At 61.9% G+C, this 14,072-nt stretch carries 15 protein-coding genes; 5 read left to right on the plus strand and 10 right to left on the minus strand.

Annotation, left to right across the window (positions count from 1 at the left end; translation table 11 throughout):
- Positions 1-127 precede the first annotated feature (127 nt).
- The 7 genes from ACIPY3_RS22735 to ACIPY3_RS22765 all read right to left on the minus strand — a co-directional run bounded on the left by ACIPY3_RS22735 (position 128) and on the right by ACIPY3_RS22765 (position 6,726).
- Positions 128-1,126, minus strand: coding sequence for a heme-dependent oxidative N-demethylase family protein (locus ACIPY3_RS22735; protein ID WP_400337749.1), 999 nt, complete (start codon positions 1,124-1,126; stop codon positions 128-130).
- Complete coding sequence (locus tag ACIPY3_RS22740; protein WP_400337751.1) at positions 1,123-2,100, minus strand: PDR/VanB family oxidoreductase; 978 nt, start codon at positions 2,098-2,100, stop codon at positions 1,123-1,125. The genes ACIPY3_RS22735 and ACIPY3_RS22740 overlap by 4 nt, the downstream gene beginning before the upstream one ends.
- Entirely contained in the window at positions 2,097-2,582 is a 486-nt protein-coding gene (locus tag ACIPY3_RS22745) for a dimethylamine monooxygenase subunit DmmA family protein (RefSeq protein WP_400337754.1), read from the minus strand. Before ACIPY3_RS22745 ends, ACIPY3_RS22740 begins: the two co-directional genes overlap by 4 nt.
- A 9-nt stretch (positions 2,583-2,591) precedes the next feature.
- On the minus strand, positions 2,592-2,969 hold the full coding sequence (locus ACIPY3_RS22750; protein WP_397326618.1) for a cupin domain-containing protein: 378 nt from the start codon (positions 2,967-2,969) through the stop codon (positions 2,592-2,594).
- 383 nt (positions 2,970-3,352) lie between these two features.
- Positions 3,353-4,837, minus strand: a complete 1,485-nt coding sequence (locus ACIPY3_RS22755; protein ID WP_400337757.1) for an APC family permease — start codon at positions 4,835-4,837, stop codon at positions 3,353-3,355.
- Between the two features lie 422 nt (positions 4,838-5,259).
- A complete protein-coding gene (locus ACIPY3_RS22760; RefSeq protein WP_397326622.1) occupies positions 5,260-5,967 on the minus strand; it encodes a cache domain-containing protein in 708 nt (235 codons plus the stop codon).
- Positions 5,968-6,726, minus strand: a complete 759-nt coding sequence (locus ACIPY3_RS22765; protein ID WP_397326623.1) for a FadR/GntR family transcriptional regulator — start codon at positions 6,724-6,726, stop codon at positions 5,968-5,970.
- Positions 6,727-6,995: 269 nt separating this feature from the next.
- On the opposite strand from ACIPY3_RS22765, the gene hxlB reads away from it, so the two are divergent.
- The 3 genes from hxlB (at position 6,996) to ACIPY3_RS22780 (ending at position 8,619) form a co-directional block, all read left to right on the plus strand.
- Positions 6,996-7,598: a 6-phospho-3-hexuloisomerase gene (gene hxlB, locus ACIPY3_RS22770; protein ID WP_397326624.1), complete on the plus strand. Its 603-nt coding sequence runs from the start codon at positions 6,996-6,998 to the stop codon at positions 7,596-7,598.
- Between the two features lie 57 nt (positions 7,599-7,655).
- Positions 7,656-8,279, plus strand: a complete 624-nt coding sequence (gene hxlA / locus ACIPY3_RS22775) for a 3-hexulose-6-phosphate synthase (protein WP_397326625.1) — start codon at positions 7,656-7,658, stop codon at positions 8,277-8,279.
- A gap of 130 nt (positions 8,280-8,409) precedes the next feature.
- Positions 8,410-8,619, plus strand: a complete 210-nt coding sequence (locus ACIPY3_RS22780; protein WP_397326626.1) for a hypothetical protein — start codon at positions 8,410-8,412, stop codon at positions 8,617-8,619.
- Between the two features lie 34 nt (positions 8,620-8,653).
- Here ACIPY3_RS22780 and ACIPY3_RS22785 read toward each other — a convergent pair whose 3' ends face one another.
- On the minus strand, positions 8,654-8,827 hold the full coding sequence (locus ACIPY3_RS22785) for a hypothetical protein (protein ID WP_400273193.1): 174 nt from the start codon (positions 8,825-8,827) through the stop codon (positions 8,654-8,656).
- Between ACIPY3_RS22785 and zwf the strand changes: the two genes are divergently transcribed.
- Positions 8,757-10,265, plus strand: a complete 1,509-nt coding sequence (gene zwf / locus ACIPY3_RS22790) for a glucose-6-phosphate dehydrogenase (protein ID WP_397326630.1) — start codon at positions 8,757-8,759, stop codon at positions 10,263-10,265. The genes ACIPY3_RS22785 and zwf overlap by 71 nt on opposite strands.
- Complete coding sequence (locus ACIPY3_RS22795; RefSeq protein ID WP_400337760.1) at positions 10,262-11,263, plus strand: glucose-6-phosphate dehydrogenase assembly protein OpcA; 1,002 nt, start codon at positions 10,262-10,264, stop codon at positions 11,261-11,263. Before zwf ends, ACIPY3_RS22795 begins: the two co-directional genes overlap by 4 nt.
- 120 nt (positions 11,264-11,383) lie before the next feature.
- Here the strand turns inward: ACIPY3_RS22795 and ACIPY3_RS22800 are convergent, their stop codons facing one another.
- Both ACIPY3_RS22800 and ACIPY3_RS22805 read right to left on the minus strand, forming a co-directional pair.
- Positions 11,384-12,133: an IclR family transcriptional regulator gene (locus ACIPY3_RS22800; protein WP_397326628.1), complete on the minus strand. Its 750-nt coding sequence runs from the start codon at positions 12,131-12,133 to the stop codon at positions 11,384-11,386.
- On the minus strand, positions 12,130-13,602 hold the full coding sequence (locus ACIPY3_RS22805) for an APC family permease (protein WP_397326629.1): 1,473 nt from the start codon (positions 13,600-13,602) through the stop codon (positions 12,130-12,132). Before ACIPY3_RS22805 ends, ACIPY3_RS22800 begins: the two co-directional genes overlap by 4 nt.
- Positions 13,603-14,072: the final 470 nt, after the last annotated feature.

Consider the following 14,072-nt stretch of genomic DNA (forward strand, 5'->3'; position numbering starts at 1 on the left):
CGCGATCTCCACCCGCGACAACGGATCCAACGGATGCGAAACACCCACCAAAACCTCAGTATCAGCATTCAAAGTCACAACTAACTCCTTTGTTTTATGTTTTTGATGTGTAGATGTTTGGACGTTCTTAGCCCGCGAGCAGCCATTCGGAGGCAGCGTTGCGGTACCGGGTGATGCCTTTGTACTCAGCCATGTCTTCCGGCAGTTCGGCGAGGATGTTGCCGAATTTCTCGCGCCAGGTGGGGACCTGGGCGATGTCCCGCAGCGGCAAGAGGTAGCTGCGGATCAGGAACAGCAGGGTTCCGGTGTGGGGGAGCCGGACCAAGTGCTGGACCTCGACGCGGAGGTGCAGTTTGTCCGGCATGTCCGGGTCGGTGGCGATGGTGCCGCGGTCCGGGCCCCATTCCTGGTAGGTCTCCGTGGAAGTGTCCAGGCGGCGGCCGATGGTCATGGTCCAGTTGGTCCGGCGGAACTGCTCACCGGGCTGGAGGCGCATGAGGAATTGCTCGGCGCGCTGGATGATGTTCTCTTCCTTGACCCTTGGCACGGGTCCGTGGATCTCCAGGAAGCTCATTCCGACGTCGAACCCGAAGGACCAGTCAGCGGCGAAGCTGACGACGCCGGCGTCCAGCCACATGGTGCCGTCGCGGATGTCCAGGAGGACGATGTCGTCCTGGATCTGTGTTCCGAGGAAGCGCAGTGGTCCACCGGGAACAGAATCGTCGTCGCCAATGGTGAATTCGATGTCCAGGTTCTGCAGGCCGTTGTGCCAGCGGCAGTGGTTTCCTTCACGTTCGAAGGACATGATCTCCGGGTTTTCCTCGGCCATGGCCGGCAGCAGGGTGGCCACGGTGTCCCAAGCGGCAGGCTTCATGTGGGGAAGGACCTGGGAGCGGGATGGATCGGCGGTCAGGATCCGTTCGCGGTCGGCGAGTTCTTCGAGGTAGAACTCGTCGATGTCGATGAGTCCTTTGCCCCAGGAACCTGCATCCGTTTCGATGTTCTTGTTGGCCGGCTCCACGTTGGCGCTGTAGCGGTAGATCTCGTCCCGGAAAGGGAAGGGGAAGCGCCGGATGCGGTCCGGGAGGGAAGCGGTGTCAGTTGGTGTGTCGATCGTGATGCTCAAAGGTCCAACTCCAATTCGGGGTCTTCGCTGCGGGAAACACAGCACATCATTGTGGTGTTCTGGGCCTTTTCCTGATCAGTGAGGTACATATCCCGGTGTTGCGGGGTTCCTTTGAGGACAGGCAGGACACACTCGCCGCAGATACCCTTGCGGCACATGTTGGGGATGGTCTTTCCGGCTTTTTCCAGGGTCTCCAGGAGGGAGACGCCGGCCGGAACGTCAAGCTTGAGGCCGCTGCGGGCCAGGTTCACCGTGAAGGGTTCGCCATCGTCCAGTTCAGCTGCGCCGAACGCCTCCGAATGCAGCCGTGCTTCAGCCCATCCGGCTTGGCGGGCCTGGTCCAGGACGGAGTCCATGAACGCATTGGGGCCGCACACGTAGAGGTGGGTTCCCACGCCCTGCTTGGTGAGCTGGTCGGTGAGGACGTCCTGGAAACTGTCGCGGTTGCTGCATTCAGTGAGGGCTGAACCGAGGAGTTCCCGGGCTTCGTCCACGTGCGCTCCGGATCCGGGGCGGTAAACGTAGATGAGGGACGAGGTGGTGCCGCGGTCGGCGGCGGCCCGTGCGTGCGAGAGGACCGGGGTGATTCCGATTCCCGCTGCGACGAGAAGGTGGTGGGTGGCGGTTGACGCCGGGGCGAAAGCGCTCCGGGGCCGCGAAACGAAGACGCGGTCGCCAACGGAGAGCCGGTGCATGGCCTGGGATCCGCCGGCGCCGTCTTCGACGCGGAGCACCGAAATGGCGTACTCGGAGGGCGCGTTGCCGGACCCGGTCAGGGAGTAGGCATTGACGCCTTCCCCGTACTGGACCACGAGGTGGCTGCCCGGAACGTAGGACGGCAGTTTCCGGAACGACGGGTCCGCGAGCGTGATGCTCACAATCGAGTCGGTCTGGGGACTGATGTTGGTCACTTCCAGCTGAAGGCCGCCGTCAACCGCTGGGTGGGGGCTGATGGGCAGTGCCGTGACAGTCATGATGCCTCCTCGACACGGGCTGCGTATCCGAGGTACGCGCCCATTCGGCGGGAAAAGTGGTCAGTGGTGACCAGGTCCGTGCTGCAGCCCTGGCAGGGAACTTCCGCTCCAGCGGGTTCGGTGGTTGCGGTAGTTGAGTGGCAATGCGGGCAGTAGATCACCCGAGGTGCGGATTCAGCGCTGAGGAGGGTCATTTCCTCCTGCTGAAGTCCGCACTCGGCGGCGACGGCCGCTGCTGCGCGGATGTCCGCCGTCGGGCCTGAAAGCAGGAGACGGACGCCGACGCTGGAGCTTCCCAGTGCGGACCGCAGTTCGGAGAGGGCCTCCGGGGTTGCGGCTTCGAAGTGCAGGTTTAGCTTGGGCTGGCTGTCGCTTTGCTTATCCGCGGTGTCACCTGCTGCGCCGAACGACGCGCAGATGACACCGCGAAAACCAGGTTCCAAGCCGTTGCCCGCTGTGTGTGGCATGGACACGGAACTCATGGTGGGTCCTTACGGTGCGAAGGAGCGGTCGCCGGCGAAGAAGCCGAGGCCGTAGGTGGGGGTGTCGAACTTGACGGTGGTGCCCTTCGGGAAGAACAGGACGTCGCGTTCCTTGGCGTGGGTCACTTCGCCGGTCGAGACGTCGGTAAGGATGAATTCACCCTGGATGACTACCTTCATCTCGTCGTAGGTGTAGGTGTACTCGAACGGTTCGGACGCCTTGAGCTCGAAGAAGCCGGCGCTCATGACCGTGCCTTCCGGGTTGTGGAGGGCGTCACCGATGAAGGCTTCGCTTCCGGGAAGGTCCATGGACGGGATGTTGAGGTATCCGTCCTCCACCTTGTGGATTGCTCCGGCCTTGCTGAGTGTTCCAAGCAGTGTTTCCATGGGTCTCTCCTTTGAGTGGACAGTGGTGGGAAGTGGTCAGAAAACATTCACTTTGGTGCCTTTATGGCCAAGAGGTGAACTGGGCTGAATGCCCTGAATGGTGGGAAGAGTTGACCCGAATCCCTTGATAGATCAAAGCCCAGGAAGACATTCGGTCTACGTAGATTGTGTGATGCGGGTCACTCTCCGGCCCCACAAACAAACCTACTCGGACTAATACTTCTAGTCCAGACTTTTTTAGAAAATTTCATGACGAGTTTGTAGATTGACGTTCCGGCCGGTGCTTGACTTGCTTCCTGGAGCTGCACAAGGCAGCAGAAAAGCGGGTTGGTGGGCAGCAGCAGCTGTCCACCAACCCGCCTTCCGAGGTGATTCGGGGGCGGCTACGGGCGCGCGGCGTCCTCAAGGTTCGCACCGGGGCGTGCGTCAGGTACGACGGCGGCACCTGGCTCTGGTTTGTGGCGCGCGGCCTGGCGCTGCGAATAGAACCAGATGGGAACGTAGAGGGCCAGCACAATGAAGCCCACCCAGGTGGGGGCCCAGCCGATTTCGAGGCTGTTCAGGTAGACGACGCCGATCAGGCAGAGGGGAAGGTTGAACAGGCCAAACACCATGGCTACGTTCTTCCAGCCCTTGGGGGCCTTGAAGGGCCGGTCCAAGCCGGCGAAGGCAGGGTGCTTCCTTGCCCGGACGTACGCGAACAGGCTGATGCCATTGGCGCAGGTGTAGCCGATGGCAGACGCAGCAACAATCGCGGCGGGGTTGCCCATGAAGATGAGTACGAGGTTGAAGGCGCCGATCACCAGCATGGCAACAAAAGGTGTGCCGTTACGGTTGGTCTTGCCCAGGGAGCGTGGGAGGTTGCCCTCAATGGCCATGGAGTGCATGGCCCGGGAAGATCCCAGGTAGGCGGTCTGGATAATCAAAACCATGGCTGCGATCAGCATGAAGATCGTGACCATGGAGCCCACTTCGCCGAACACCGCGTGGGCCACGGGAATCAGCGGGGACACGGGTTGGTCCAGTACTCCGTCCACCCCGAGCACGCCGATCACGGCGGCCTGCACCAGGACAAACGAGAAGAAGCAGATCACGCCGCAGGCAAAGAGCGCCTTGGAGACATCCTTGGCGGGGTTTTTGTACTCCGGCCCATAGATCGCGGCTGTCTCCCAGGCGCAAGCACTCCACTGGGCAATGGCGAAGATGCCCAGGAGGATCAGGATATGGTGCATGTCCCACGCCCAGTCGGCCGGCACCAGGTTCCCGGTGATGTTTCGCATGTCGACGTGGCCGGTGGCGAAGGGCGCCACGGTCAGGACCACCAGGGGGATCAGCGAAAAGGCGGCCAGTACATACCCCAGTTTGGCGCCGTCCTTGAGTCCGAACCAGTTGACCACAAAGAGGCCTCCGAAGATCACCAGTCCGGTCATGAGGGCCATTTGGTTCTCGGTAAACATCTCGCCCAGCGCCGGGAACAGTCCGTGCAGGTAGCTGCCCACCAGGATGGAGAAGATGGCCAGCACGGGGGTCCAGGCGAACCAGTAGGCCCACGCGCTGAACCCGCCAATCAGCTTGCTCTTGTCGTACTTCCCTTGGTAGTTCTCGGTGCGGAAGACGTGCTGGGCAAAGCCGGGAAGGCCCGAGGCTTTGGGGAACGTGGTGGCCATTTCCGCGTAGGCCGCGTTCTGGAAGAAGCCCTGGATCACGGACAGTCCCCAGATCAGGATCGCACCGGCGGCCAGGTACATCGGCAGGTAGCCCAGCGAGGGCAGGATCAGAAGAGGAACTCCCAGCGCGATGGCCAGCCCCTGTTTCCAATCGATGGACCGCTCCAGGCCGTCACTGGCCTCTAATCGCTTTTCGCTCATAACAATCTCCCTTGACTGAACTAAGTCGTGCTTCATGGACCTGCCGTTCACGTCCCTTGGTGGGGCCCATCGCCTGATGAGGTGCGGCCATGGCCACGATCCTTCCGGCAAGTCATTGCTAAAACATTCAGATGCGCATCAAAAAAATGCCTGCGCCAAGCATGGGAAGCCGGCTGCTGCGTACGGGTGTTGGGTCATCCGCGTCATGTCCCGGGGCGGGGTTTGGCCTCGACGCCTAGCTTCCTGTGAAGTAAATCACTCCAGAGACTACAGCTTAAAAACCTCAGTTCAACAGCTTTTATTTTCGGGACTTTTGTGCATCGGAATTTGTGGCCGCCGTCCCGCTGCCTCCGGTCCCTGGCATGCCAAACAGCCCCTGCCTCCCGGTGGTCCAGGGAGTCAGGGGCTGTTCGCGGCAGTGGTCAGGGGCTGTAGATCAGGGCAAGGCCCAAGTGCGGAACATCGAGGTCCACGCGGTGCGGTTCCACCGGTCCGGCTTTGATCCGGTCGCCCACGAGGTACGCTCCGGAATTGCCCAGGATGACGCGGTTGCTGGCATTGATGAGGGCTGCGTCTCCATGGATGCTGCGGAGGTCCGGCATGATGATGGGCTCAAGGTCCTTGATGCGGATATCGCAGCCGACCACGCCGGCAAAGTGGCCATGGATGGACCATGGCGCCGTGAACGTCATGATGTATTCCTCGAAGCCGAGGTAGTCGATATACGGACCCCAGAGGGTTTGTTCCCCCGTGGCCGCCGCCGTGGAGAAGAAAGGCAGTTTCTCGTAGTCGTAATAGCGGTTGCTGCCTGGCGTCAGGTCAGCGTCGAGCTTTTTCACTGAGCCCGAGGCGCCCCTGGTCCACCACTCAAGGAGATGGTCACCGTGCTCCACCGACTCGGCAGCGAAGAACGTTCCCGCGCCAACGGCGAAGGAGTTCTTCGCCAGGAAATCCTGCGAGAGCTTCTCCAATCCCTTCAGCGCCGGGCGGTCCACCTTGGGCCGGTCGCCCAGGTTTCCTTCCACCAGTGAGCCGACGTGGCTGGCAAGTTCCCCGACGCTGGAGGAAACGCTGCTGGTCCACGAGGTGAGGGCATTGGCGGCGTGTACTACTTCGTCGACTAGCTTCATTTATGCATCCTGGGTTGATTGGGCATATCCGAGGGTGAGCTTTGTATCGATCAAGTGGAAGATGTTCCGCCTGATGTGTTCCAGCACCAACGCCTGGGCCTTCTCGGGCTGGTCCTGGGCAACCGCCCTGACGAGCTCCAAGTGTTCAGCGGTGGCTGTTTCCGGGTCAAATGCTACGGCCAGGGGAGTCCACAGCTGCTGGACCGTCTCCTGCTGCAGCCGGATCTCGGCATTGGCAAGCCGTGGTGACTGGGCTGCCACCGCAAGTTCCACGTGGAACCGGCTGTCGGCAGACGCGCGGACTTCGGGGGAGTGGGCCAGGACCAGCGCCCGTGCCAGCTCCTGCAAGCGTTCGAAGTCATGGGCCTCGGCGCGTTCGCAGGCCAAGCGGATGGTTGCCGCAGCAATGGCTGCGTGCTCATCACCGATATCGCGGATTTCCGAGATCGAAGTGGAGAGGAACCAGGCGCGCATGGCCTCGGATTGGGTCTCCGGCTGCCTGACCACGAAGGATCCGCCGCTGCGTCCCCTGCGGGTTTCAACGATTCCGCGTTCGCGCAGTTCATTCAGCGCTTCGCGGAGCGTGGCCCCACCCACTCCAAACATCTCGGACAGGGCCGCTTCAGCGGGCAGGCGTTCGCCCACTTTGAGCAAGCCAAGGGAAATGGCGGTGGAGATTCTGTCGACAATCGCATCGGCACGCTCGATCTCCGGCAGGGACCGGTAGATCTGCGATTGGAAGGAAGAAGGCGATGCCAAGGGTCTGCGCTCCGGGGATCGGTTACGAGTTGGCTCCAATACTACAGAGGAGGGTTACTTGAAAGTTTTGATTCAGCCAGGACTTTTTTGTTGGACGGATCCACGCCTCCCCGCACAAGGCAACTGGCTACCCCACCAATCCTTAAGTGTAGGAAGAACCGTCAGAAAACAGTGTTACCCCACCCCTTTTGATTCGGAAACATAGTTGTCAACCGAAAAGCACTCCGATGGCCGAGACAGGCCGAGGACCGAATCGAAGGGACAGAATCGTGAATCCGACAGCAAGCGCAACGACGACTGCTACGTATACAACCGCCTCCGACATTGTCCGCAATGTGTCCCTCGTCAGGGACGAAATGCAGGGCGTTGTCGCCAAGATCGACGAGCAGCAGATGGCTCGCTTGGCCAGCCACCTCGCCCACCCGGGCCGGATCTTCGTGGCAGGAGCAGGCCGCAGTGGCCTGGTCCTCCGTATGGCCGGCATGCGACTGATGCACTTGGGCCTCACGGTCCACATTGCGGGTGACACCACCACTCCGGCCATCGCTTCCGGCGACCTGTTGCTGGTGGCTTCCGGATCCGGCACCACCTCAGGTGTGGTCAAGTCCGCCGAAACCGCCGCCAAGGCAGGTGCACGCATCGCAGCGTTCACCACCAACCCGGACTCCCCGCTCGCCGGCCTGGCCGACGCGCTGGTGATCATCCCGGCCGCCCAGAAGACCGACCACGGCTCCTCGGTGACCCGCCAGTACTCAGGTTCGCTGTTCGAGCAGGCCCTATTCGTGGCCACGGAAGCCATCTTCCAGTCGCTCTGGGACAACGACGCACAGCCGGCCGAAGAGCTGTGGCTGCGTCACGCAAACCTCGAGTAAGAACACCCAAGATTTTCCCATCCATCGCAATACATCAATCACAAAGGAAATAACATCATGAAGCTCCAAGTTGCCATCGACCTCCTGACCACCGAAGCTGCCCTGGAACTGGCCGGCCAGGTTGCCGAATACGTTGACATCATCGAACTCGGTACCCCGCTGATCAAGGCTGAGGGCCTTCCGGTCATCACCGCCGTCAAGAACGCCCACCCGGACAAGATCGTCTTCGCCGACCTCAAGACCATGGATGCCGGCGAACTCGAAGCCGACATCGCCTTCAAGGCCGGCGCTGACCTGGTGACTGTCCTGGGTGCTGCTGACGACTCCACCATCGCCGGTGCTGTCAAGGCTGCAAAGGCCCACAACAAGGGCGTCGTTGTTGACCTCATCGGCATCGAGGACAAGGTCACCCGTGCCAAGGAAGTCCGCGCCCTGGGTGCAAAGTTCGTTGAAATGCACGCCGGCCTGGACGAGCAGGCCAAGCCTGGCTTCGACCTGAACGGCCTGCTGCGCGCCGGTGCTGAAGCCCGCGTTCCGTTCTCCGTTGCCGGTGGCGTCAAGGTTGCCACCATCCCGGATGTCCAGAAGGCCGGCGCTGACGTAGCCGTTGCCGGTGGCGCAATCTACGGTGCAGAGGACCCGGCCCTGGCTGCCAAGGCTCTCCGCGCTGCTATCTCCTAACCATCAGATCGAGAGGTGGCGTCCCGCATATTGCAGTCCGCGGGACGCCACCTTTTTCGATCCACACAGCAAACCCAAGGATGAGGGGTTGGCTTTGGGGGACCCTCATCCCTGAAAGGAACTGGTCATCATGCTTTGTCTGGCCGATGAACACGTAGAAGTCCTGGTTACAGATCCCTGGCGTCACGACGAAATGCTCGACAACGCCGAAGCCGTACTCCGCCAGAAGCCCCAGAGATTCGCTGGAATCCTGGTGACGCGCCACCAGCCTGGCCGCTATACCCTCGCCCTGAGCGACTCCGTCCCCTTCGGGGAGACCCGCGAGCTTATCCTCGCGTGACCGTCGGTCCGACGGTGGGAACCGCCGTCGAAAGTTAGAAGGCAACAATGTCTATTACGTTCGTTGATTCGCCGGTAAGCACAGATTCACCGGCTACGCCCAGTTCGCGGTCAAGGACTGCTGGTTTGCGGAATCCGTTGCGGGATCCGCGGGATCGTCGTTTGAGTCGTATTGCTGGGCCGTCGTCGTTGGTGTTCTTTGGGGTCACTGGTGATCTTGCCCGGAAGAAGTTGATGCCTGCGGTGTATGACTTGGCTAATCGTGGGTTGTTGCCGCCGAGTTTCGCGTTGGTGGGTTTCGGCCGGCGTGAGTGGGACAACGCCGATTTCGCCGCTGAGGTGAAAGAGAACGTGAAGGCGCACGCGCGGACGAAGTTTGATGAAGCGGTGTGGGAGCAGCTCGCGTCGGGGATCCGTTTTGTTCAGGGCGAGTTCGATGATGATGACGCGTTCGAGCGGCTCGGGGACGTGTTGGAGGAGTTGGATGAAACCCGCGGCACCCGCGGCAATCATGGCTTCTATCTCTCGATCCCGCCGAAGGCGTTTGAGCAGGTCTGCCGGCAGTTGTCCAAGCATGGGTTGGCGCAGGCCAAGACCGGGCAGTGGCGTCGGGTGGTGATCGAGAAGCCATTCGGGCATGACCTGGACTCGGCCCGTGCGTTGAATGACATTGTGGAGTCGGTGTTCCCGCCGGATGCGGTGTTCCGGATTGACCATTATTTGGGCAAGGAAACGGTCCAGAACATCCTGGCGTTGCGGTTCGCGAACCAGTTGTTCGAGCCGTTGTGGAACGCCAATTACGTGGACCATGTGCAGATCACGATGGCCGAGGATATCGGTACCGGTGGCCGGGCGGGGTATTACGACGGTGTGGGTGCGGCCCGGGACGTGATCCAGAACCACCTGCTGCAGTTGCTCGCGTTGACGGCGATGGAAGAGCCGATCTCGTTCAACGCCGATGATTTGCGGGCGGAGAAGGAAAAGGTCCTCGCCGCGGTCAAACTCCCCGAGGATTTGTCCACGCATTCGGCGCGGGGGCAGTTCACCGGTGGCTGGCAGGGCGGGGAACAAGTCCAGGGGTACCTGGAGGAAGACGGCATCCCCGCCGATTCGAAGACCGAGACGTTCGCGGCGATCCGGGTGGACATCAACACCCGCCGGTGGGCCGGGGTGCCGTTCTACCTCCGCGCCGGCAAACGCCTGGGTCGGCGGGTCACGGAGATCGCGGTGGTGTTCAAACGCGCCCCGAACCTGCTCTTCCGTGACCACGGCGAGGACGATTTCGGGCAGAACGCGGTAGTGATCAGGGTCCAGCCTGATGAGGGCGCCACGATCCGGTTCGGGTCCAAGGTCCCGGGCACGCAGATGGAAGTCCGGGACGTGACCATGGACTTCGGCTACGGTCACTCCTTCACCGAATCTTCCCCGGAAGCCTACGAGCGGTTGATCCTGGACGTGCTCCTGGGCGAGCCGCCGCTGTTCCCCCGCCACCAGGAAGTGGAACTGTCCTGGAAGATCCTTGACCCGTTCGAGGACTACTGGGCGTCCCTGGATGAACAACCGCAACCCTACGCACCGGGCAGTTGGGGGCCGGCTTCGGCCGATGAGCTCCTGGCCCGTGACGGACGAACCTGGAGAAGGCCATGATTGTCGATCTGCCGGACACCACCACCTCGAAAATTTCCAAGAAAATCACCTCCCTGCGCGAGCAAGGCGGCGTGATCGCCCTGGGCCGGGTCCTGACCCTGGTCGTCGTGACCAAATCCGGGCAAGAAGAAGAAGCGATCGAAGCCGCGAACGAAGCCAGCCGGGAACACCCCTGCCGGATCATCGTCCTGGCCGACGCGGGAGCCGAAGCCCCGGACCGGCTCGACGCGCAAATCCGCGTCGGCGGTGACGCCGGCGCGTCCGAAGTGATCGTGCTGCGCGGCTACGGCCAAATGGCCCACGAAAGCGAATCCCTCGTCGCCGGGCTCCTCCTCCCCGACGCACCGATCGTGGCCTGGTGGCCCCACGGCGCCCCCGCGTCGGCCTGCGAAACCTCCATCGGAGCCATCGCCCACCGCCGCATCACCGACTCCGCCAACGAACCCGACCCCGCCCAAGCCCTCGACACCATCCGCAAAACCTACAAAGCCGGAGACACCGACCTCGCCTGGACCCGCCTCACCAACTGGCGCATCCAACTCGCCGCCGCGTTGGAACAGGCCGACGGCGCTGCTGTCACGGGCATCACGGTGGAGGGCGCATCCGATTCGCCCAGCACCATGCTGCTCGCCACGTGGCTGGGACGATCACTCCTGGCGCCGGTCACCATCGTGGCCGATCCACCCGGTACGGGCATCCGGGGAGTCCGGCTCAACACCACCGCGGGTGTCATCCGGCTCTCCCGGCCGGGTCACACCGTCGCCGAGCTGACCCAGCCCGGCCAGCCGCCACAACGGATCACCCTGGCCCGGCGCAGCCTCAAGGACTGCCTCGCCGAAGAACTCCGCCGGCTCGACCCCGACGACGTTTTCGGAGACACGGTCCGAACCTTCGACCTGACCGGAATGAACCGGGAGTGTGTCCACCATCGGAACGTGGATGTTGATGCTCTTGTTTCCGCGCTCAGCAGCGTCGACGACGCCCTCGCGGCACTCTGACCCAGCGGGGCTGAGCCGGCGCGCCTGACCAAGAGCGCAACCTCGAACACGAAGTTCCAGCAACGCAAAGGCGCCATCACCTCCCAAGGTGATGGCGCCGTCGTACTTAAAGTCTCCTGGTCAGAACAAGAGGGGAGCCAACCGCGCGGTCAGGTCCCGTGCTTCGTCTTCGTGTTCGCACGTTGCGGTGAATCGCTCAGCGGGACTGGTCAGGCAAAGGGCAGCGCCGGCAGGCTCGTCAGCCAGCCGCACAGGAAAGGCCAGGCTGGCCGAGCCTTCCTCGAGCTCGTTGATTTCCGTGGCCTCGTTCCTGGCCCTTATTTCTTCAAGTTGTTTTTCAAGGAGTGCGGCATCCGTGATGGTTTGGGGAGTGAGCCGCATCAGCGGCCCCTTGGGAAATGGTGCCGCAGAATCTCCCAGTTCGGCGAGCATGAGTTTTCCGGCGGCAGAGGTGTGCGGATAGCGCAGCATTTCGAAAACTGAATGCAATGGATAATCCGGATCTTCGTCCGCAATTCTCAGGGATGAATTCCTGAACATTATGAGATGCACGGCAAAGCGATTCTTGCTCCGGAATTCCTGGATGGCATTGCGGGCCGCCGTGGGGACCGTGGGCGGGGTGGCCGCCGTGATCAGGCCCGAGATCGCGTGCCCCAGCGCAAAGCCCCGCAGGTCCGAGGTCCGTGCCAGGTATTCGTCCGCAACCAGCGAGTTCAGCACCCGGTACGCCGTTGCCTGGGGCATCTGCAGCGAGTCGGTGATCTCCTTGGCTGTGGTGCCCGTGCCAAAGCGCGCAACGGTTTCCAGCACTTTGAGCGAGTTCAGCGTTGAACTCGGCTTGGTATGTGACGGTCTGTAATTCATGCTCATCGAGTTGGCCTGCCATTAAAGAGGTCCAGGTCCCGGGTCTCGTCGTAGATTCCGACGGATGCCAGGCGGTCAGGTAATCGGAAGTGCAGGAAGGTGGCGTAGAGGACGCTGGCCAGGAGAACGCCGGCGTAGACGAATGCCTGGAAGTTCCCCGCGCCGATGGAAATCGCCGTGGCCGTCCAGATCACCGCCCCCAACGCCAGCGACGTCACTGCGCCCAGCACCCAACTTGAGACGGTGCTTTCGCCGATCCTGCGGAGGAAAAAGGGAAGTGACGCGCTGGCCAGTGTGTAGGACCCCAGGTATCCGTACGCGCCAAGGGTGAAAAGGATTGCCAGGCCCCTTTCGGGGCTGGCGCCCAGAGCGATCATCGCTACGGGCACGACGGCGACAATCGGCATGGTGACCATGATCGCCGTCGAGGGGGTTCGGAAAGCGGCATGGGTCCGGCCGAAGATCCGAGGGGCGACGCCTTCCCTGCCCATGCAAAACAGGATCCGGGCGAAGGCGTTCATTGAAGCGATCGCGCAGGCGAAGAACGAGGCTGCGATGCCAAGGTCCAGGACGGCGGCGAAGATGGGTGATGTTTGGGAGAAAAGGTCGGACAGGGGAGTGGTGCTCCCGGCAATGCTCAGGGGTGCGTCCTTGAGCGCGACATCCTGCGCCGACACCGAAATCAGGCACAGGACGCCCATCAGCATGGGGGTCCAGGTGATGGCACGGGGGACGCTGACGAACGGCTTGTGAGCCTCGCCGCCCAGTGTGGTGGGGCTTTCGAAGCCCACGAACGCGCTGACCGCCACCACGATGCCGAGCGGGAGGGCGTCAAAGTTTCCGCTCCACGCAAACGCGCTGCTGAAGTCGGTGCCGGACTCATTCAAGGCAAAGTACACGATCATCAGCACGGCCAGGACCCCGATGGAGATGGCCTCCATCAGCACTGTGAACCATGCCGAGATCCGGATGCCCCGGACCATGAGGTAGCACGCAGCTGCAGCGGCCACCACGATGGCCAGCACTGGGAAGAGGGTGGAATCCGCCGCCGCCACGCCCAGGTTGCTGAAGAGCTTGGCTGTGTAGATGCCAACCACCAACAAGCCGGCCATGGCCACGAGTCCGTAACCGAACAGGGCTGACCAGCCGGCAGTGATGGCCGTGCGTTGACCCAATCCCTTGGCGGTGTAGCTGTACAGGCCGCTGACTGCTGCCATGCGTTTTGCCATGGGCCGGAGGCAGAACGAGACCAGGACCATGACTGCCATGGCCGCGCCAAACGTCACCACCAGGTTGGGCCCGCCAGTTCCGAACACGAGCCCTGGGAAAACCAGGGCCGGGATCACCGACATGGCGCCCGCGGGCGCTACGCCGGCGACGGCCTGCGCGAAGACAGGCAGGAAGGAAAGTTTTCGACGGCGCAAGCCCTCCACTGGTGATTGTCGCGTGATGAAGCGATCACTGCGGGCAGACATTGAGTACCAACTTTCCCTCGGACAGGCATGCCTACGGTGCTGATAAGGGGCGGACGCCATCGAGCCGAGAAGCAAAACATTAGCATTCCAGACCCCTTCCCTTACAGATGTGAAGGCGTTTCCGTATGTTTCCAACATGTTAACTGGGGTGGGAAAAAGTGCTGGCGAATTTCTCACCTAAATATTCAAAAAAGGCCTCGCATAAACCTTTTGAGTGGCGTAGTTTTTTCACACAGACGGAATGCGAGTGACTGGCATCACACCCCGTGAGGCTCCTCGAGGAGCTCCGCCGGCCCGCTGCATCGAACTTCAGTCAGACCAGCCCAGGGGACAGGTCTGCCATCTACGGTCCGTTCCGTTTACAAGAGGGATCCACGTCCCTTCCCAGGAAACAAAGGAGTTAGTTGTGACTTTGAATGCTGATACTGAGGTTTTGGTGGGTGTTTCGCATCCGTTGGATCCGTTGTCGC

This window comes from Paenarthrobacter sp. NPDC089714, from assembly GCF_044748905.1.
GTDB lineage: Bacteria > Actinomycetota > Actinomycetes > Actinomycetales > Micrococcaceae > Arthrobacter.

Bases quoted from the DNA above. Each gene is read 5' to 3' on its own strand.
- ACIPY3_RS22740 (WP_400337751.1), bottom strand. From the start codon at position 2,100: ATGACTGTCACGGCACTGCCCATCAGCCCCCACCCAGCGGTTGACGGC.
- ACIPY3_RS22745 (WP_400337754.1), bottom strand. From the start codon at position 2,582: ATGAGTTCCGTGTCCATGCCACACACAGCGGGCAACGGCTTGGAACCT.
- ACIPY3_RS22750 (WP_397326618.1), bottom strand. From the start codon at position 2,969: ATGGAAACACTGCTTGGAACACTCAGCAAGGCCGGAGCAATCCACAAG.
- ACIPY3_RS22755 (WP_400337757.1), bottom strand. From the start codon at position 4,837: ATGAGCGAAAAGCGATTAGAGGCCAGTGACGGCCTGGAGCGGTCCATC.
- ACIPY3_RS22760 (WP_397326622.1), bottom strand. From the start codon at position 5,967: ATGAAGCTAGTCGACGAAGTAGTACACGCCGCCAATGCCCTCACCTCG.
- hxlA (WP_397326625.1), top strand. From the start codon at position 7,656: ATGAAGCTCCAAGTTGCCATCGACCTCCTGACCACCGAAGCTGCCCTG.
- ACIPY3_RS22780 (WP_397326626.1), top strand. From the start codon at position 8,410: ATGCTTTGTCTGGCCGATGAACACGTAGAAGTCCTGGTTACAGATCCC.
- ACIPY3_RS22795 (WP_400337760.1), top strand. From the start codon at position 10,262: ATGATTGTCGATCTGCCGGACACCACCACCTCGAAAATTTCCAAGAAA.
- ACIPY3_RS22800 (WP_397326628.1), bottom strand. From the start codon at position 12,133: ATGAGCATGAATTACAGACCGTCACATACCAAGCCGAGTTCAACGCTG.
- ACIPY3_RS22805 (WP_397326629.1), bottom strand. From the start codon at position 13,602: ATGTCTGCCCGCAGTGATCGCTTCATCACGCGACAATCACCAGTGGAG.